General features: G+C 70.2%; 16 protein-coding genes. 6 read left to right on the forward strand and 10 right to left on the reverse strand.

What is annotated here, in order from left to right; genetic code table 11:
- Window positions 1-2: 2 nt before the first annotated feature.
- From alaS to MKW14_RS16435, 6 genes are all read right to left on the reverse strand, one after another.
- Entirely contained in the window at window positions 3-2,675 is a 2,673-nt protein-coding gene (alaS, locus tag MKW14_RS16410) for an alanine--tRNA ligase (RefSeq protein WP_240863287.1), read from the reverse strand.
- Window positions 2,675-3,028 (reverse strand): hypothetical protein, encoded by a 354-nt coding sequence (locus MKW14_RS16415; protein ID WP_240863288.1) that lies wholly within the window; start codon window positions 3,026-3,028, stop codon window positions 2,675-2,677. The genes alaS and MKW14_RS16415 overlap by 1 nt, the downstream gene beginning before the upstream one ends.
- A gap of 9 nt (window positions 3,029-3,037) precedes the next feature.
- Complete coding sequence (locus tag MKW14_RS16420; protein ID WP_133044871.1) at window positions 3,038-3,481, reverse strand: DUF948 domain-containing protein; 444 nt, start codon at window positions 3,479-3,481, stop codon at window positions 3,038-3,040.
- Window positions 3,482-3,735: 254 nt separating this feature from the next.
- A complete protein-coding gene (gene rpsD / locus MKW14_RS16425) occupies window positions 3,736-4,350 on the reverse strand; it encodes a 30S ribosomal protein S4 (RefSeq protein WP_208781099.1) in 615 nt (204 codons plus the stop codon).
- A 298-nt stretch (window positions 4,351-4,648) separates the two neighbouring features.
- Entirely contained in the window at window positions 4,649-6,004 is a 1,356-nt protein-coding gene (locus MKW14_RS16430) for a replication-associated recombination protein A (protein WP_240863289.1), read from the reverse strand.
- 55 nt (window positions 6,005-6,059) lie between these two features.
- Window positions 6,060-6,716 (reverse strand): vitamin K epoxide reductase family protein, encoded by a 657-nt coding sequence (locus MKW14_RS16435; RefSeq protein WP_240863290.1) that lies wholly within the window; start codon window positions 6,714-6,716, stop codon window positions 6,060-6,062.
- A 145-nt stretch (window positions 6,717-6,861) separates the two neighbouring features.
- On the opposite strand from MKW14_RS16435, the gene MKW14_RS16440 reads away from it, so the two are divergent.
- From MKW14_RS16440 to MKW14_RS16455, 4 genes are read left to right on the forward strand one after another with little or no spacing between them, the layout of a single operon-like run.
- A complete protein-coding gene (locus tag MKW14_RS16440; RefSeq protein WP_240863291.1) occupies window positions 6,862-7,728 on the forward strand; it encodes an ABC transporter ATP-binding protein in 867 nt (288 codons plus the stop codon).
- On the forward strand, window positions 7,725-8,570 hold the full coding sequence (locus MKW14_RS16445; protein WP_240863292.1) for an ABC transporter permease: 846 nt from the start codon (window positions 7,725-7,727) through the stop codon (window positions 8,568-8,570). The genes MKW14_RS16440 and MKW14_RS16445 overlap by 4 nt, the downstream gene beginning before the upstream one ends.
- Entirely contained in the window at window positions 8,567-9,766 is a 1,200-nt protein-coding gene (locus MKW14_RS16450; protein WP_240863293.1) for a sensor histidine kinase, read from the forward strand. Before MKW14_RS16445 ends, MKW14_RS16450 begins: the two co-directional genes overlap by 4 nt.
- Entirely contained in the window at window positions 9,763-10,392 is a 630-nt protein-coding gene (locus MKW14_RS16455) for a response regulator (protein ID WP_240863294.1), read from the forward strand. Before MKW14_RS16450 ends, MKW14_RS16455 begins: the two co-directional genes overlap by 4 nt.
- 11 nt (window positions 10,393-10,403) lie before the next feature.
- Here the strand turns inward: MKW14_RS16455 and MKW14_RS16460 are convergent, their stop codons facing one another.
- From MKW14_RS16460 to MKW14_RS16470, 3 genes are all read right to left on the reverse strand, one after another.
- Window positions 10,404-11,219 (reverse strand): tetratricopeptide repeat protein, encoded by an 816-nt coding sequence (locus MKW14_RS16460; protein ID WP_240863295.1) that lies wholly within the window; start codon window positions 11,217-11,219, stop codon window positions 10,404-10,406.
- Window positions 11,220-11,337: 118 nt separating this feature from the next.
- Window positions 11,338-12,600, reverse strand: a complete 1,263-nt coding sequence (gene hisS, locus MKW14_RS16465) for a histidine--tRNA ligase (protein ID WP_240863296.1) — start codon at window positions 12,598-12,600, stop codon at window positions 11,338-11,340.
- A 12-nt stretch (window positions 12,601-12,612) separates the two neighbouring features.
- A complete protein-coding gene (locus MKW14_RS16470; RefSeq protein ID WP_208781107.1) occupies window positions 12,613-13,323 on the reverse strand; it encodes an MBL fold metallo-hydrolase in 711 nt (236 codons plus the stop codon).
- Between the two features lie 191 nt (window positions 13,324-13,514).
- Between MKW14_RS16470 and MKW14_RS16475 the strand changes: the two genes are divergently transcribed.
- Window positions 13,515-14,333, forward strand: coding sequence for a peptidylprolyl isomerase (locus MKW14_RS16475; protein ID WP_240863297.1), 819 nt, complete (start codon window positions 13,515-13,517; stop codon window positions 14,331-14,333).
- Between the two features lie 157 nt (window positions 14,334-14,490).
- Entirely contained in the window at window positions 14,491-15,720 is a 1,230-nt protein-coding gene (locus MKW14_RS16480) for a DUF349 domain-containing protein (protein WP_240863298.1), read from the forward strand.
- 78 nt (window positions 15,721-15,798) lie between these two features.
- Here the strand turns inward: MKW14_RS16480 and MKW14_RS16485 are convergent, their stop codons facing one another.
- On the reverse strand, window positions 15,799-18,324 hold the full coding sequence (locus MKW14_RS16485; protein ID WP_240863299.1) for a RelA/SpoT family protein: 2,526 nt from the start codon (window positions 18,322-18,324) through the stop codon (window positions 15,799-15,801).
- Window positions 18,325-18,475: the final 151 nt, after the last annotated feature.

Below are 18,475 nucleotides of genomic sequence, written 5' to 3' on the forward strand. Positions count from 1 at the left end.
GGTCACTTCGCCGTGTCCGTGACCAGCCGCTCGACCGCGTCGACGGCCTCGCCGATGGCAGCGGGGTTCTGGCCGCCGCCCTGGGCGACGTCCGGCTTGCCGCCACCGCCGCCGCCGAGGGTCTTGGCGGCGGTGCGCACCAGGTCACCGGCCTTCAGACCCCGCTCGCGGGCGGGTTCGTTGGTGGCGATGACCGTGAGGGGCTTGCCGTTGTTGACCGTGAACAGGGCCACCACGGCGGCCCGTCCGCCCTGGATGCGGCCGCGCACGTCGAGGACCAGCTTGCGCAGGTCGTCGGGGGTGGTGCCGTCCGGGACCTGGCCGGTGACGACGGCGATGCCGCGGACGTCCTTGGCCGACTCGGCGAGACCGGCGGCGGCCTGCAGCACCTTCTCGGCGCGGAACTTCTCGATCTCCTTCTCGGCGTCCTTCAGCTTGCCGAGCATGGCGGAGACCTTCTCCGGAAGCTCCTCGGGACGGCCCTTGATCAGCTCCTGGAGCTGGGCGACGACCGTGTGCTCGCGGGCGAGGAAGTTGTAGGCGTCGACGCCGACCAGAGCCTCGATACGGCGGACACCCGAACCGATCGACGACTCGCCGAGCAGCTTCACCAGGCCCAGCTGGGAGGTGTTGTGGACGTGCGTGCCGCCGCACAGCTCCTTGGAGAAGTCGCCGATGGTCACCACGCGCACGCGCTCGCCGTACTTCTCGCCGAACTCGGCGATGGCGCCCTGCTTCTTGGCCTCGTCGATGCCCATGATGTCGGCGCGGACGTCGAGGTCGCGGGCGAGGACCTCGTTGATCTTCTGCTCGACGTCGGTCATCACGGCCGTCGGGACGGCGGACGGGGAGCCGAAGTCGAAGCGGAAGCGGCCGGGCTGGTTCTCGGAACCGGCCTGGGCGGCCGTCGGGCCGAGCGCGTCACGCAGCGCCTGGTGGGTGAGGTGGGTGGCCGAGTGGGCGCGGGCGACGGCCGTGCGGCGGCGGGCGTCGATGGAGGCGTGGGCCTTCGCGCCGACCGTCACCTCGCCGACCTGGACGACGCCCTTGTGGACGTACACGCCCGGGACCGGCTTCTGGCAGTCGCGGACCTCGATGACGGCACCGGTGTCGACCCTGATGCGGCCGGTGTCGCCGATCTGGCCGCCGCCCTCGGCGTAGAACGGGGTGCGGTCGAGGACGATCTCGACCTCGTCGCCCTCGGTGGCGGCCGGGGAGGAGGCGCCGTCGACGAGGATGCCGACGACCGTGGACTCGCCCTCGGTGTCGCTGTAGCCGATGAAGTCGGTCTCCCCGACCTTGTCGGCGATCTCCCGGTAGGCGCCGACGCCGGCGTGGCCGGTCTTCTTGGCCTGGGCGTCGGCCTTGGCGCGCTCCCGCTGCTCCTTCATCAGGCGGCGGAAGCCGTCCTCGTCCACGGAGAGGCCCTGCTCGGCGGCCATCTCCAGGGTGAGGTCGATCGGGAAGCCCCAGGTGTCGTGGAGCAGGAACGCCTTGTCACCGGCGAGGACCGTGCCACCGGACTGCTTGGTCTCGGTGACGGCGGTGTCGAGGATGTTGGTGCCGGCCTTGAGCGTCTTGAGGAACGCGTTCTCCTCGGCGACGGCGACCTTCTCGATGCGCTCGCGGTCGGTGACCAGCTCGGGGTACTGCTGGCCCATCATGCCGATCACGGTGTCGATCAGGTCGAGCACGACCGGGCCGGTGGCGCCGAGCAGGCGCATGTTGCGGATGGCGCGGCGCATGATGCGGCGCAGGACGTAGCCGCGGCCCTCGTTGCCGGGGGTGACGCCGTCGCCGATGAGCATCACGGACGTACGCATGTGGTCGGTGACCACGCGCAGGGAGACGTCCGAGGCGTGGGCGTCGCCGTAGCGGACACCGGTCAGCTCGGTGGCCTTGTCGATGACGGCCATCGAGGTGTCGATCTCGTACATGTTCTGCACGCCCTGCAGAATCATGGCGAGACGCTCGAGGCCGAGGCCGGTGTCGATGTTCTTGCTGGGCAGCTCGCCGAGGATCTCGAAGTTGTCCTTGCCGATGCCCTCGCCGCGCTCGTACTGCATGAAGACCAGGTTCCAGATCTCCACGTACCGCTCGTCGTTGACGGCGGGGCCGCCCTCGACGCCGAACTCGGGGCCGCGGTCGTAGTTGATCTCGGAACAGGGGCCGCAGGGCCCGGGGACGCCCATGGACCAGTAGTTGTCCTTCATGCCGAGGCGCTGGATGCGCTCCTTCGGCACGCCGACGACCTCGTGCCAGATGCGCTCGGCCTCGTCGTCGTCCTTGTAGACGGTGATCCACAGACGGTCGGGCTCCAGGCCGTAACCGCCCTTGTCCTGGGGCGTGGTGAGCAGCTCCCAGGCGTACTTGATGGCGCCTTCCTTGAAGTAGTCGCCGAAGGAGAAGTTGCCGCACATCTGGAAGAAGGTGCCGTGCCGGGTGGTCTTGCCGACCTCCTCGATGTCCGGCGTGCGCACGCACTTCTGGACGCTGGTGGCGCGGTCGAAGGGCGGCTTGACCTCACCCAGGAAGTAGGGCTTGAAGGGCACCATGCCGGCCGGGACGAGGAGCAGAGTCGGGTCGTCCGCGATGAGCGACGCCGAAGGGACGACGGTGTGCCCGCGCTCCTCGAAGAAGCTCAGCCAGCGGCGGCGAATCTCGGCCGACTCCATCAGTGGTCCTCATTCCGGTTGTACGAGTACGTCTGGTACGTCGAACCCTCGACGTACTTCGGGTTGTTGCGGTTCTCGATGGCGGCGTACCGCCGGGGCGCGGGGAGCTCGGGGGCCGCGTTGATGCCGAGGGCCTCGCCCAGCTCCTCCTCCCGCCGGGCCATGTTGTCGCGGACGTCCAGCGCGAAGCCGACCGCGCGGTCCTTGATGCGGTGACCGGCCTCGAGCGCCTTGTTGGCCGCGCCGACCGCGAGGTTCTCGGGGGTCAGCTGCCTCAGCTTGCGGTTGACCTTGGTGGTGGCCCACACACCGGCGGCGACGCCCGTGCTGAACCAGAACGTACGGCGGAACATCGCTAGGTCTCAGTCCTTCTTCCGCTTGCCCCGCCGCGACGCCGGCACGGTCCGGCCGACGATCACGGTACGCCGGGACTCCTTGGCGGGCACGTCCTCGCGGCGGGCTCCCAGGGCCCGGCGGACGCCGTAGCCGAAGGCGGCGACCTTGACCAGGGGGCCGCCGAAGGTGGAGGCGACGGTGGTGGACAGGGCGGAGGCGTTGGAGGTGACCTCCTGGACGTCGGTCGCGATCGCGTCGACCCGGTCGATCTGGGTCTGCGCGGAGCGCACCGCCGCGGAGGCGTCGGCCAGCAGGGGGACGGCCTGGTCGGTCACGTCCGCCACCAGCTTGGTGGTCGCCCTGAGCGTCTGGGCCAGCCTCGCCAGCGCGACGGCGAGGAAGGAGACCAGGATCGCCCAGAACACGGCCACCAGGATCCCGGCCACCTCACCACCGGACACCACGCGCACCCGCTCCCTGAACTTGCTCTGAACATCGGAACCATGGAAAAGCAGTGGACCGAGCCTATCGCGCCGGGCACGGCGCTCCGTACCGGATTCCGCCGGGCGGCCTGCCGAGTTGTGCTCGGCGATTGTACGGAGTGAACACGATTCAGTACGGGCGGCACACGACGGTGAGCGCGCCGACGCAGCAGCCCGCCGCCTCCCGTGCCCACGAGGGCGGGGAGACGGCGGGCTGAGGTGGTGCTACGGCCTGCCGGTGATCAGCGGGCGTAGTACTCGACGACGAGCTGCTCGTCGCAGATGACCGGGACTTCCTTGCGGTTCGGCTCGCGGTCCAGGCGGAACGCCAGGGCCTTGAGGTTCACCTGCAGGTAGCGCGGGGTCTCGCCGTCGGGGGCGAAGCCGCCCTCGCGGGCGATCTGGAAGAGGGTCTTCTCACGGCTGCGCTCGCGGACCATCACGACGTCGTCGGGACGGACGCGGAACGACGGCTTGTCGACCTTCTGGCCGTTGACCTCGATGTGGCCGTGAACGACCATCTGACGGGCCTGGTAGATCGTGCGGGCGATGCCCGAACGCAGCACCAGGGCGTCGAGACGGCGCTCGAGCTCCACGATGAGGGCCTCACCGGTCTTGCCCTGCACCTTGGAGGCACGCTCGTAGGCACGGACCAGCTGGCGCTCGGAGATGTCGTACTGCGCGCGCAGACGCTGCTTCTCCAGCAGACGGACCTTGTAGTCCGAGTTCTGCTTGCGGCCACGGCCGTGCTCACCCGGCGGGTAGGGGCGGGCCTCGAAGTACTTGACGGCCTTCGGGGTCAGCGCGATGCCGAGGGCACGCGACTTCTTGACCTTGGGGCGGGACTGGTTCGCCACTGTCTCTTTCTTCCTTCTGATGTTCGGCTCGTCAGGGTTAGGGGAGGTCGCATCCGCAGCCGGGGAATCCCGCCTGGTCCGTTACCGGACCGGGTGGGCAGCCGCTCCCCTGGTCTGGGCACATACGTGCAGCACGCGAGTGGCCCACCGACCGGTCCCGTCCTGCGACGAGTGGTGGTGGGCTGCCCGCGACACCGTTCGACGGTGCGCGACGCTCCTGGAACCCGCTGGGGGTTCCGGCCGGCTGTCCCGCTCTGACTGCGCGGGACTCGGCACTCCGAGGGATTCTACAGGGTGCTCAGGACCGCCTCCGACCGAGGTGCTTCCTGGTCCACTCGACGGCGTCCGCGTACCGCGCCTCCGCCCCGTGCCGGGTCGGGGTGTAGTACTCGCGGTCCTTGACGGTGTCCGGGGCGTACTGCTGCTCGGCGATGCCCTCGGGCAGGTCGTGCGGATAGACGTACCCCTGCGCGTGCCCGAGCTTGGCGGCGCCCTTGTAGTGCCCGTCGCGCAGATGCGGCGGCACCTGGCCCGCCAGTCCCTTGCGTACGTCGTCACGGGCGGCGCCTATCGCGGTCGTCGCGGAGTTGGACTTCGGGGCCAGGGCGAGCGCGATGGTGGCGTGGCTGAGGGTGAGGGCGGCCTCGGGGAAGCCGATCATGGCGACGGCCTGGGCGGCGGCGACCGCGATCGGCAGCGCGTTCGGGTCGGCCAGGCCGATGTCCTCGCTGGCGGAGATCATCAGGCGGCGGGCGATGAACCGGGGGTCCTCGCCGGCCTCGATCATGCGGGCCAGGTAGTGCAGGGCGGCGTCGACGTCCGAGCCCCTGATGGACTTGATGAGGGCGCTGGCGACGTCGTAGTGCTGGTCGCCGTCGCGGTCGTACGTGACGGCCGCCCGGTCGACGACCTCCTCCAGGGTCGTCAGCGAGATCTCGGTCTCGCCCTTGTCCAGGGCGGCTCCCGCGGCGGCCTCCAGGGCGGTCAGGGCACGTCGGGCGTCGCCGCCGGCGATGCGCAGGAGGTGGGCCTCGGTGTCCTCGGGGAGGCTGACGACGTCCTTCAGGCCCCGCTCGTCGCCGAGCGCCCGCTTGAGCAGGCCCCGGATGTCGTCGTCGGTGAGCGGTTCGAGGGTGAGGAGCAGGGAGCGGGACAGCAGCGGGGAGATCACCGAGAAGTACGGGTTCTCGGTGGTGGCGGCGATCAGGGTGACCCAGCGGTTCTCGACCGCGGGGAGCAGGGAGTCCTGCTGCGCCTTGCTGAAGCGGTGGATCTCGTCCAGGAAGAGGACGGTCTCCTTGCCGTATCCGCCGGTGGCGCGGCGGGCGCCGTCGATGACCGCGCGGACCTCCTTGACGCCCGCGGTGATCGCCGACAGCTCGACGAAACGCTTGTTGGTGGCCTTGGAGACGACGTACGCCAGGGTCGTCTTGCCGGTGCCGGGCGGGCCCCAGAGGATCACCGAGGACGGTCCGGCCGGTCCGCCCGCGCCCTCGCCCACCAGGCGGCGCAGGGGTGAGCCGGGCTTGAGCAGGTGCTGCTGGCCCACCACCTCGTCGAGGGTGCGCGGGCGCATCCGTACCGCCAGGGGGCTTCCTGCCGGATCCTTCTCCTGGCGGTCTTCTGCGGCTGCGGTGAACAGGTCGGGCTCCACGCTGAAACCCTAAATCACGGGACTGACAATCCCTCCGGGCCCCGGAAGGCCCGGGTCAGCTGGTCCAGAAGTCCCACCAGCGCGTGAGCACCAGCATCCCGATGATGCCGATGTGCAGCACGGGCATGACCCAGGTGAACTCGCCGAAGAAGTTCTTCAGCCAGCGGGGGGTCGGCAGGAAGTCGTTGCGGATGTTGAAGGAGGTGACGTACCAGAACATGGTGATCGTGGCGACCCAGGCCAGCGAGCACCACAGGCACAGCGCGTTGATCCGGTACAGGGACTGGAACTGCAGCCAGGTGCAGAAGCCCACACCGAAGAGCGTGCCGAAGTTGAAGGTCAGCCAGTACCAGCGCGGGAAGCGGGCCCGGGCCAGCAGGCTCATGCCGACGCAGATGACGATGCCGTAGCAGACCAGGCCGAGCATCGGGTTGGGGAACCCGAAGGCGGCGGCCTGCTTGGACTCCATGACGCTGCCGCAGGAGACGACCGGGTTGAGGCTGCAGCCGGGCGTGAAGGTCTTGCCCGCGACCTTGGCCTCGAGGATCTTGAACTTGTCGATCGTGATGACCCACGCGGCGAGCAGACCGGCGGCGCCGGTGATGATCAGCAGCAGGGCGAAGGCGCGGCTGCCGCCGAGCGCGCGCGGCTCGGAGGCCGCGCTGTTCGGCCCGGGCTCGGTGGAGACGTCTTTGACTGTGGTCTTGCTCATCACGTCGGTTCCGTCTGCTGGGGAGGGGGACGTTCTTCGGGCAGGGCCATTGTGCCGCACCGGCGCCCCTGTCCACCGTTCGGTGGACATAAGGAAGTACGCACGGTCGTCCCCCTGCGTTCGGTTCCGGACGATGCTCGACGGCATGACAGCACACGCGTACGAACTCGCGGTGGATGTCCGAGGGCTGCGCAAGCGGTACGGGGACGTCACCGCGGTGGACGGCGTCGATCTCGGCATCCGGCGCGGTGAGGTGTTCGGCCTGCTCGGACCCAATGGCGCGGGCAAGAGCACGACGGTGGAGATCCTCCAGGGCAACCGCTCCCGGGACGAGGGCGAGGTGTCGGTGCTCGGGTCGGATCCGGAGACGGGCACGCGCGCGTGGAGGTCCCGTGTGGGAATCGTCTGGCAGGACGAATCGGCGCCCGCGGAGTTGACGGTCCGCGAGACGGTACGGCACTTCGCCCGCTACTACCCGAGGCCCCGCGACCCTGAGGAGGTCATCCGCATGGTGGGTCTGGAGGCGAAGGCGGACAGCCGGATCAAGGCGCTGTCGGGCGGCCAGCGCCGGCGGCTGGACGTGGCGCTGGGCGTGATCGGCGACCCGGAACTGCTGCTTCTGGACGAGCCCACGACCGGCTTCGACCCGGCGGCCCGGCGCCAGTTCTGGGACCTGATCAGGCTGCTCGCCGAGGAGGGCACCACCATCCTGCTGACCACGCACTACCTGGAGGAGGCGGAGGCGCTCGCCGACCGGCTGGCGATCGTCTCCCGGGGCCGGGTCGTCGCCGAGGGCGAACCGGCCGCCCTGCGGGGTCGCCACGGCACGGAGGCCACCGTCGAGTGGACCGAGCCGGACGGCGTCACGCGCACGGAACGCACACACACCCCGACCCGGACGGTCGCCGAGCTGACGCACCGCTTCGACGGCGAGATCCCCGGCCTGCGGGTGACCCGCCCCACGCTGGAGGACGTCTACCTCCGGCTGACCGGACAGGAGAACGCGCGATGACCACGACCACCGCGGGGAGCCGGACCCAGGCGGCCGTGGAGAGGCTGCCGGGGGCGTGGGGTCTGGGTCTGCGGCGGGGCGGGCTGGAGATCAGGCAGTTCTTCCGGCAGCGCGACCAGGTGGTGTTCTCCTTCTGCTTCCCGGTCGTCTTCCTGTTCCTGTTCGCGTCGATCTTCCGCGACGGCGTGCCGGGCACCGGGATCAACGCCTCGCAGCTGTACGTGCCCGCGATGATGGCCTCCGGCGTCATGTCGACGAGTTTCCAGTCGCTGGGCATCTCGATCGCCGTCGAACGGGACGAGAAGGTGCTGCGCCGGCTGGCCGGGACGCCGATGCCGCCGTCCGCCTACTTCCTGGGCAAGATCTGGCTGGTGCTGTTCACGGGTGTGGTGGAGACGGCGATCCTGCTGCTCGTCGGCACCACCCTGTACGACGTCGACCTGCCCACCGACGCCTCCCGGTGGTTCGACTTCGCCTGGATCTTCGTGCTCGGGCTGACCGGGTGCGCGCTGCTCGGCATCGCGATCAGCTCGGTGCCCAGGTCGGCGAAGAGCGCCAGCTCGGTGGTCGTCCTGCCGTTCCTGGTGCTGCAGTTCATCTCCGGGGTGTACATCTCCATCGGCACCATTCCGGACTGGATGCTGAACATCGGCGCCCTGTTCCCGCTGAAGTGGCTGTGCCAGGGCCTGCGGGGCGTGTTCCTGCCGGACTCCGCGAAAGTCCTGGAACAGACGGGGAGTTGGGAGTTCGGGAAGGTGGCGCTGGTGCTGGCCGCCTGGTGCGTCGGAGGATTGGTGCTGTGTCTGCTGACGTTCCGCTGGAAGGACCGGCGCACGGGATGACCCTGCCGGGTACCGCGCCCGAGGCGCACGCCTGGGACCGCTCGATCCGGCTCTGGGATCTGTACTTCGCCCTCGCCTGGGTGGCCACGGTCGCCTTCGTGCTGGGCGCGGCGCAGCAGAGCTGGACCGCGCGGCTGGTCGCGGTCGGGCTGCTCGTCCCGCTGGTGCCGCTGTACGTGGGGGTGGGCCGGGCGCTGATCCAGGAGGATCCGCCGAAGCAGGGGCGGGCGCTGCGCTACCTGGCCGTGGCCATGGCGCTGTTCCTGCCGGCGGCGATCCTGGTCGACGAGACGCGGCTGGTGGCGTTCGCGCTGATCCCGCAGTGCTTCATGACCCTGCGCATGCGCTGGCCCCTGGTCGCCGCGTCCTTCATCAACCTGGCGCCGGTGGTGGGCTGGGCCCTGGTGCGGAGGCCGAGCGGCCAACAGGTCTTCTCCAACTTCCTGTTCTCCGGGATGATGCTGGTCTTCTCGATCGTGATCGGCGGCTGGATCATCCGCATCATCGAACAGAGCGTGGAACGGGCCGAGTTGATCGCCGAGCTGGACAACAGCCGGCACGAGGTCTCCCGGCTGTCGGCCGCCCATGGCGCCCTGGCCGAGCGGGAGCGCATGGCCCGGGAGATCCACGACACCCTCGCGCAGGGCTTCACCAGTCTGCTGATGCTGATCCAGGCGGTGGAGGCCGAGCTCGACCACGACCTGCCGCAGGCCCGCCGCCACCTCGCCCTGATGGACGAGACGGCCCGGCAGAACCTCGCCGAGGCCCGTGCCCTGGTCGCCGGGACCGCCCCCGCCGACCTCGACGGCGCGTCCCTGCCGGACGCGCTCAGCCGCCTCGCCGCCCGCCACGGGGCGACGCTGGTGGTGACCGGTCCGGTACGGCCGCTGCCGGCCGGTCCCGAGGTCGTCGCCCTGCGCTCCTGCCAGGAGGCGCTCGCCAACGCCCGTAAACACGCCGGGAGTTCGGTGGCGGTGGGGATCGAGCTGACCTACGCCGACGACACCCTGACCCTGTCCGTACGGGACGACGGCCGCGGCTTCGACGCCGACGCACCCTGCGCCGGTTACGGCCTCGCGGGGCTGCGCGCCCGGGCCGGCGAGGTCGGCGGCAGCGCACGGATCCGCAGCATCCCGGGCGACGGCACGACGGTGACGGTCAGCCTGCCCATCTCGCCCGTGAGGAGCGCTCGATGATCCGGATCGTCCTCGCCGACGACCATCCCGTCGTACGGGAGGGGCTGCGGGCGATGCTCAGCGCCGAGCCGGATCTGGAGGTGGTCGCCGACGCGGCGAACGGACCGCGCGCGGAGGCGCTGGCGGCCGAACTGCGGCCCGACATCGTCCTGATGGACCTGCGGATGCCCGGCGGCGGGGGCGTCGACTCGATCGTGCGGATGGGCGAGGCGGGTCTGCCCTGCCGGGTGATCGTCCTGACGACGTACGAGACGGACCGGGACATCCTGCGCGCGGTCGAGGCGGGCGCGGCGGGCTATCTGCTCAAGGACATGCCGCGCGGCGAACTGGCGGAGGCGATACGGGCGGCGGCGCGCGGCGAGACGGTCCTCGCCCCGTCGGTGGCGGCCCGCCTGGTGGACCAGCTCCGCGCCAGACCGGAGCGCCCCCGGCTCTCGGAACGGGAGACGTCCGTGCTGCGGCTGGTCGCGGAGGGCTGCACGAACGCGGAGATCGGCCGGCGCCTGTTCATCGGCGAGTCGACGGTGAAGACCCATCTGCTGCGCGTCTTCGGCAAGTTGGACGTCGACGACCGTACGGCCGCCGTCACCAGCGCCCTGCGGCACGGGCTCCTCGACGAGCAGTGAGACGCGTGCGCTCAGGTGCCGTCGAGGCGGTCGAGGAGGGCGCGGGCCTCGGCGGTGCGGTAGTGACCGGGGCCGAAGGCGCTCACGCAGGCGTCGTGGGCTGCCCGGGCACGGGGACCCGCCTCGGCGTCACGGCCCAGCCCCAGCAGGGCGGTCGCGAGCGCCAGGTCGACGGCACCGGCCTCCTGGTGGCGCTGGTCCTCGGACAGGCTCCGGCTCAGCTCCTCGGTGCTCTCCGCCTCGCGAAGGGCCTCCTCGTGGCGGCCCTGGGCGTTGAGAGTGCGGGTCAGGCCCAGCCGCAGAGCTACGGTGATCCGGTCGGACGTGCGATGACCGGCCAGGGCCTCGCGGGCGAGCGCCTCGGCCTCCGTGTGACGGCCCTGCGCGTTGACGGCGTAGATCTGCCCGACGCGGGCGGCCGCCGCGATGAGCGCCGAGTCCGGTCGCGTGCCGCGGGCCGCGGTCCGGGCGACGGCCGCGCACTCCGCCTCGCACTCCGCGTGCCGGGCGAGCGCGGTCAGCGTCTGGGCGCGGTTGGAGCGCAGCGCCAGGGTCTGCGGATGTTCGGCGCCGAGCCCCCTGCCGAAGACCGGCAGCAGCGCGTCGTATTCGGCCAGGGCCTCGTCATGGCGCCCCTGGGCCCCCACGGACCGCGCGGCGACGCTCAGGGCCAGCGCCTTGTACCGGGAGTCGTTCGCGGCCAGTGCGCGGGCCTCGGCCTCCGCCTCGGCGTAACGCCCCTTCTCGAACAGGGCGTTGACCCGGGCCAGTGGGGAAGTCGTCGCCTGTGGGGCGTCGTTGGCGCCGCGCGACCGGAAAAGCTTCATGCCCGGAGCGTACGGAGGTCGCGCACGCTCGTTCGACGACATCAGGAAGCATTTACCTCGATGGCCCCAACTGCCGCCTGGTGGCGGCGAGTTGGGGGGTACGCCAAGATGGGCTTTCCTAGCCGAGCCGTGACTCCAGTTCCGCCACGATCTCGTTCACGCCGATCGCCGTCTGTTCGCCCGACTCCATGTCCTTGAGCTGGACGACGCCCTCGGCGAGGTCGCGTTCGCCGGCGACGACGGTGTAGCGGGCGCCGCTGCGGTTGGCGTTCTTCATGGCGCCCTTGAGCCCCTTGGCGCCGTAGGAGAAGTCGGCCGCGATACCGAGCTTGCGCAGCTCGGTGACCTTGGCGAACAGGATCCGGCGGGCCTCCTCCCCCAGCGGCACCGCGAACACGCTGGTGGTGGAGGGGAGTTCGAGCTCGACGCCCTCGGCCTCCAGCGCCAGGACCGTGCGGTCGACGCCGAGGGCCCAGCCGACGGACGGCAGCGCGGGGCCGCCGATCATCTCCGACAGTCCGTCGTAACGGCCGCCGCCGCCCACCGCGGACTGCGAGCCCAGACCGTCGTGGACGAACTCGAAGGTCGTACGGGTGTAGTAGTCCAGCCCGCGGACCAGCTTCGGGTCGTCCTCGAAGGCCACGCCCGCGGCCGTGATCAGCTCGCGGACCTCCTCGTGGTACGCCTTGCAGGCGTCGCAGAGGTAGTCGCGCAGGAGCGGGGCGTCACCCAGCTGCTTCTGGACGGACTCGCGCTTGTCGTCCAGGACGCGGAGAGGGTTGATCTCGGCGCGGCGCAGGGTGTCCTCGTCGAGATCCAGTCCGCGCAGGAAGTCCTGCAGCGCGGCCCGGTACACCGGCCGGCACTCCTTGTCGCCCAGGCTGTTGAGCAGGATCCGGAAGTCGCTCAGCCCCAGCGACCGGTACGCCTGGTCCGCGAGGATGATCAGCTCGGCGTCCAGCGCCGGGTCCTCCGCGCCGATCGCCTCGGCGCCGACCTGGGAGAAGTGCCGGTAACGGCCCTTCTGGGGGCGCTCGTAGCGGTAGTACGAGCCGGAGTACCAGAGTTTGACCGGCAGGTTGCCGAGCTTGTGCAGGTTGGCCTCCAGCGCCGCGCGCAGCACCGACGCCGTGCCCTCGGGGCGCAGGGCCAGCCGGTCGCCGCCCTTGGTCTCGAAGGCGTACATCTCCTTGGTCACGATGTCGGTGGACTCACCGACACCGCGCGCGAAGAGCTCCACGCTCTCGAAGCCGGGCGTCTCGATGTAGCCGTAGCCGGAGTTGCGCAGGGGCGCGGCGATCGCCTCGCGGACCGCCAGGTACTTGGCGCTGTCCGGCGGGATCAGGTCGTACGTGCCCTTGGGGGCCTTGAAGGTGCTCACGGAAGTCTCTCGTCACATTCCTCGTCGGGGAGCGTCGACATCCGCTCCCGGGCCGGCGGCCACCTGCCGCAGATAGGGGTTGGTGGCACGCTCCTGGCCGATGGTCGTCTGGGGGCCGTGGCCGGACAGCACCACGGTCGAGTCGTCGAGCGGCAGGCACACACGGGCCAGCGAGTCGAGCATCTCGGCCATGTCACCGCCGGGCAGGTCGGTGCGTCCGATGGAGCCGGCGAAGAGCAGATCCCCGGAGAAGAACACGGAAGGGATGTCCGTGGTCTCGGGCATCTGGAAGGTCACCGACCCCTTGGTATGGCCGGGCGCGTGCGCGACGGAGAACTCCAGACCCGCGAGCGCCAGCTTCGCGCCGTCGGTCAGCTCCCTGACGTCGTCCGGCTCCCCCACCGTCAGCTCGCCCATCAGCGGCATCCCGATGGAACGGCCGAGCGCTTTCTCCGGGTCCGCCATCATGTAGCGGTCCTCGGGGTGGATCCACGCGGGGACGTCGTGCGCGCCGCACACCGGGACGACCGAGGCCACATGGTCGATGTGGCCGTGGGTGAGGACGACGGCGACGGGCTTGAGCCGATGCTTCTTCAGCGCTTCCTCGACGCCTTGGGCGGCCTGGTGGCCAGGGTCGATGATCACGCACTCCTCACCGGCGGCCGGGGCGACGAGATAACAGTTCGTCCCCCAGGCCCCGGCGGGGAACCCGGCAATGAGCACGATCGTCCTTCGTTGTGTCGATTACGGGCGGCTACAGCTGCTGTCAACGAACGGCTACAGCTGTCGTCAGAGCCTACCGGCGCTGCCGAATCCTCAGCGAACCCATATACGGTACGGGGCACACGCAGGCGCTCGGCTCACCAGACGCACGCGTCCCAGTCGGCGTACGAGACGCATGAGGAGAAAACCCCGTGGTCACCCAGGAACAGCGGAAGCGGCAGCTCGCGCGGGAGAAGTTCTTGCGGCAGCAGCAGCGGCGCACGGAGGCGCGGCGCAAGGCGCGCATGCGCAACTCGGTGATCGCGTCGGTGCTCGGCGTGATCCTGATAGGCAGCGTCGCGATCTACACGACCGGTGTCCTGAAGGGCGACAAGAAGGCGAACGCGAGCTCGGAGACCACCCCGAGCGCGGCCCCCACCAGCAAGGCCCCGGACCCGTGCGCGAAGCCGGCCGCGGGCTCGGTGAAGAAGCTGAGCTGGAAGAAGGAGCCGGCGATGACCATCGACACGTCGGCGAAGTACACGATGAAGCTCGCCACGACGTGCGGTGACATCGACATCGCGCTGAAGACGTCGGCGGCCCCGCACACCGTGAACTCGTTCGACTTCCTGGCGTCGAAGGGCTTCTTCGACCACACCAAGTGCCACCGGCTCACCACCAACGGCATCTACGTGCTGCAGTGCGGCGACCCGACGGGCAGCGGCAGCGGCGGTCCCGGCTATACGATCCCGGACGAGAACCTCAAGGACAAAAGCCTCAAGGGCGGGGTCTACCCGGCGGGCACGGTCGCGATGGCGAACACCGGCCAGAAGCACACCGGCGGCAGCCAGTTCTTCCTCGTCTACCAGGACAGTCAGCTTCCCCCGAGCTACACGCCCTTCGGTACGATTTCAGCCTCGGGCCTGAAGGTCCTGAAGAAGATCGCGGCCGCCGGCGAGAGCACGGGCCAGGGCGACGGGGCGCCCAACGCGACCGTCGTGATCAACAAGGCAACGGTCACCAAATCCTGATCGCACCGGGACCGTATCCCGACCCCGAGGTGCGAAATTTCGGTCGCGCGGGATGCGGACAGGCAACCCGCCGGTCGCCTATGTTGGCCGTGACGAAACTGTGGACGATGCCCGGGGGTACTGAAGCCCTCCGCAGGCATCATGTGGAGGAGGCGCTGTGAGCAGCGACCCGTGGGGCCGCGTCGACGAGACGGGGACCGTGTACGTGCGTACGGCCGACGGCGAGCAGGTCGTCGGTTCCTGGCAGGCAGGCTCCCCCGAGGAGGCGCTGGCCTATTTCGAGCGCAAGTACGAGGGCCTGGTTGTGGAGATCGGCCTCCTCGAGAAGCGAGTGAAGACGACCGACCTGTCCGCGAAGGACGCGCAGACGGCGATCGACCACATCCGTGAGCAGGTCGACGCGCATCACGCGGTCGGCGACCTGGACGCCCTGCGGCAGCGGCTGGACAAGCTGGTCGAGACGGTCGAGGCGCGGCGCGAGGAGCGCAAGCAGCAGCGGGCCAAGCAGTCGGACGAGGCCAGGCACGCCAAGGAGGCGCTGGTCAGCGAGGCGGAGCAGCTGGCGCAGTCCGACCAGTGGCGGGCGGCCGGTGAGCGGCTGCGGGCGTTGGTGGACACCTGGAAGGGTCTGCCGCGGCTGGACCGCAAGTCGGACGACGAGCTGTGGCACCGCTTCTCGCACGCCCGCTCGGCCTTCTCCAAGCGCCGCAAGGCGCACTTCGCGTCGCTGGACGCGCAGCGCGAGGAGGCCCGCAAGGCCAAGGAGCGGCTGGTCTCCGAGGCCGAGGCGCTGTCCGGTTCGACGGACTGGGGTCCGACGGCCGCGCGCTACCGCGAGCTGATGACGGAGTGGAAGGCCGCGGGCCGCGCCCAGCGCGAGCACGAGGACGACCTGTGGAACCGCTTCCGCGGCGCCCAGGACGTGTTCTTCGCCGCCCGCAGCTCGGTCTTCGCGGAGCGGGACGCCGAGCAGTCGGAGAACCTCAAGCTCAAGGAGGAGCTGGCCGAGGAGGCCGAGAAGATCCTCCCGGTCACCGATCTGAAGGCCGCCCGGGCCGCCTTCCGCTCGGTCAACGAGCGCTGGGAGGCCATCGGCCACGTCCCGCGCGACGCGCGCCCCAAGGTCGAGGGCCGGATGCACGCGGTGGAGCGGGCCATCCAGGAGGCCGAGGAGGCCGAGTGGCGCCGCACCAACCCGGAGGCACGCGCGCGTGCCGAGGGGCTGACCGGCCAGCTCCAGACCGCCGTGGACAAGCTCAAGGGCCAGATCGAGCAGGCGCGCGCCCAGGGCAACAACGCCAAGGCCGACAAGCTCCAGCGCGAGCTGGAGGGCCGCCAGGCCCTGCTGGACCAGGCCCTGAAGGGTCTGCAGGAGTTCGGCGGCTGAAGCCCGCCCTCCGACACGGAAAGGGGGCCCCGCACCGGCCGGTGCGGGGCCCCCTTCGTCGTATGCCCTGTGTTTGCCCTACGACCTGCGGGCCGAAGTCACCCGGTAGACGTCGTAGACGCCCTCGACGCCGCGTACGGCCTTCAGGACATGCCCCAGGTGCTTCGGGTCGCCCATCTCGAAGGTGAAGCGGGAGGTGGCGACGCGGTCGCGGGAGGTCTGGACGGCCGCCGAGAGGATGTTGACGTGCTGGTCCGACAGAACACGGGTGACGTCCGACAGCAGCCGGGAGCGGTCCAGCGCCTCGACCTGGATGGCGACCAGGAAGACCGAGGACTGGGTGGGCGCCCACTCGACGTCGAGGATGCGCTCGGGCTCCCGGGACAGTGACTCCACGTTCACACAGTCGCTGCGGTGAACCGATACGCCACTACCGCGGGTGACGAAGCCGATGATCGGGTCACCGGGGACGGGCGTGCAACAGCGGGCCAGCTTGACCCACACGTCCTCGACGCCCTTGACGATGACGCCCGGGTCGGCGCTGGAGCGCCGCTTGCGGCGGCTGCGGGTGGGCGGGACCGCCTCGTCGATCTCCTCGGTGGCCGCCTCCTCGCCGCCGAGCGCGGAGACGAGCTTCTGCACGACGTTCTGCGCGGAGACGTGCCCCTCGCCGATCGCCGCGTACAGCGCGGAGATGTCCGGGTAGCGCATCTCGTGCGCGAGGGTGACCAGCGAGTCGCCGGTGAGGATGCGCTGGATCGGCAGGTTCTGCTTGCGCATCGCGCGGACGATGGCGTCCTTGCCCTGCTCGATGGCCTCGTCGCGGCGCTCCTTGGAGAACCAGGCCCGGATCTTGTTGCGGGCGCGCGGCGACTTGACGAAGCCGAGCCAGTCCCGCGAGGGGCCGGCGCCGGCCGCCTTGGAGGTGAAGACCTCCACCAGGTCACCGTTGTCGAGGGTCGACTCCAGCGGTACGAGGCGGCCGTTGACCCGCGCTCCTATCGTCCGGTGGCCGACCTCCGTGTGGACGGCGTAGGCGAAGTCCACCGGGGTGGCACCCGCCGGGAGCGCGATGACGTCACCCTTCGGGGTGAAGACGAAGACCTCGTTGCGGGACAGGTCGAAGCGCAGGGACTCCAGGAACTCGCCCGGGTCCTCGGTCTCCTTCTGCCAGTCCAGCAGTTGGCGCAGCCACGCCATGTCGTTGAGGTGGTCGTCCTTCTTGCCGGCCTTGGGCACGTCGGTGCGCACCTTGGAGGCGCCGGCGACGGCCTCCTGCTTGTACTTCCAGTGCGCGGCGATGCCGTACTCGGCGCGGCGGTGCATGTCGAAGGTGCGGATCTGCAGCTCGACCGGCTTGCCGTTGGGGCCGATGACCGTCGTGTGCAGCGACTGGTACATGTTGAACTTGGGCATCGCGATGTAGTCCTTGAACCGGCCGGGGACCGGGTTCCATCGCGCGTGCACGGTGCCGAGGGCGGCATAGCAGTCGCGGACCGTGTCGACGAGGACGCGGATGCCCACCAGGTCGTAGATCTCCGCGAAGTCACGGCCGCGGACGATCATCTTCTGGTAGACGCTGTAGTAGTGCTTCGGGCGGCCGGTGACGGTCGCCTTGATACGGGCCGCGCGCAGGTCCTGCTGGACCTCGTCGGTCACTATGGCCAGGTACTCGTCACGCTTGGGTGCCCGCTCCGCCACCAGCCGGACGATCTCGTCGTACATCTTCGGGTAGAGGATCGCGAAGGCGAGGTCCTCCAGCTCCCACTTGATGGTGTTCATGCCGAGGCGGTGGGCGAGCGGCGCGTAGATCTCGAGGGTCTCGCGCGCCTTCTTCTCCTGCTTCTCGCGCTTGAGGTAGCGCATGGTGCGCATGTTGTGCAGCCGGTCGGCGAGCTTGATGACCAGGACGCGGGGGTCCTTGGCCATGGCGACGACCATCTTGCGCACGGTCTCGGCCTGCGCGGCCTCGCCGAACTTGACCTTGTCCAGCTTGGTGACGCCGTCGACGAGCAGGGCGACCGAGTCGCCGAAGTCACGGCGCAGCTGGTCGAGGCCGTACTCGGTGTCCTCGACGGTGTCGTGCAGCAGGCCCGCCATCAGGGTGGCCGGATCCATGCCCAGCTCGGCGAGGATCGTGGTCACCGCGAGGGGGTGGGTGATGTACGGGTCGCCGCTCTTGCGCTTCTGGCCGCGGTGCCAGCGCTCGGCGACCTGGTAGGCGTTCTCGATCTGGCGGAGGGTGGCCGTCTCGATCTTCGGGTCGTTGCTGCGCACTATCCGCAGCAGCGGCTCCAGGACCGGGTTGTACGGGTTGGAGCGCTGGACGCCGAGGCGGGCGAGGCGGGCACGGACGCGGTTGGAGGAGCCGGAGCGGGCGGGCTGGCCGGCGTTGGGCCGGACCGCGGGCGCCTGGGTGTGCTCGGGCGGGGCCGGCTTGGGGCGCGACTGATCGGCCGACTTGTCGACAGGGGCCGACTGGGCATGCTCGACCGGCCCGGCGCCGTCGTTCGTCGGGTGCGATGTGCTCGGCGCGGGCTTGGCCGCGGCTGCCGAGGCGGGCTCGGGCTTGGCGGCGGTCAGGTGCTGGGCCTCGTCTGGCAAGAGGACTCCTCGTGCGCGATCCGGGTCCCCCGGTCAGGCTCCGGAGGACCCATGGTAGCGATGCCGGGCTCCGGCATCGCCCGCAGGACGATGTGAGACCCGTCCATCGGGGAAACGCAAGGGGCGGGCCCCGGATTCCCCGGGGCCCGCC

Origin of the sequence: Streptomyces gilvus (assembly GCF_022513565.1) — a bacterium.
In the GTDB taxonomy this organism is placed as follows: Bacteria; Actinomycetota; Actinomycetes; order Streptomycetales; family Streptomycetaceae; genus Streptomyces; species Streptomyces gilvus.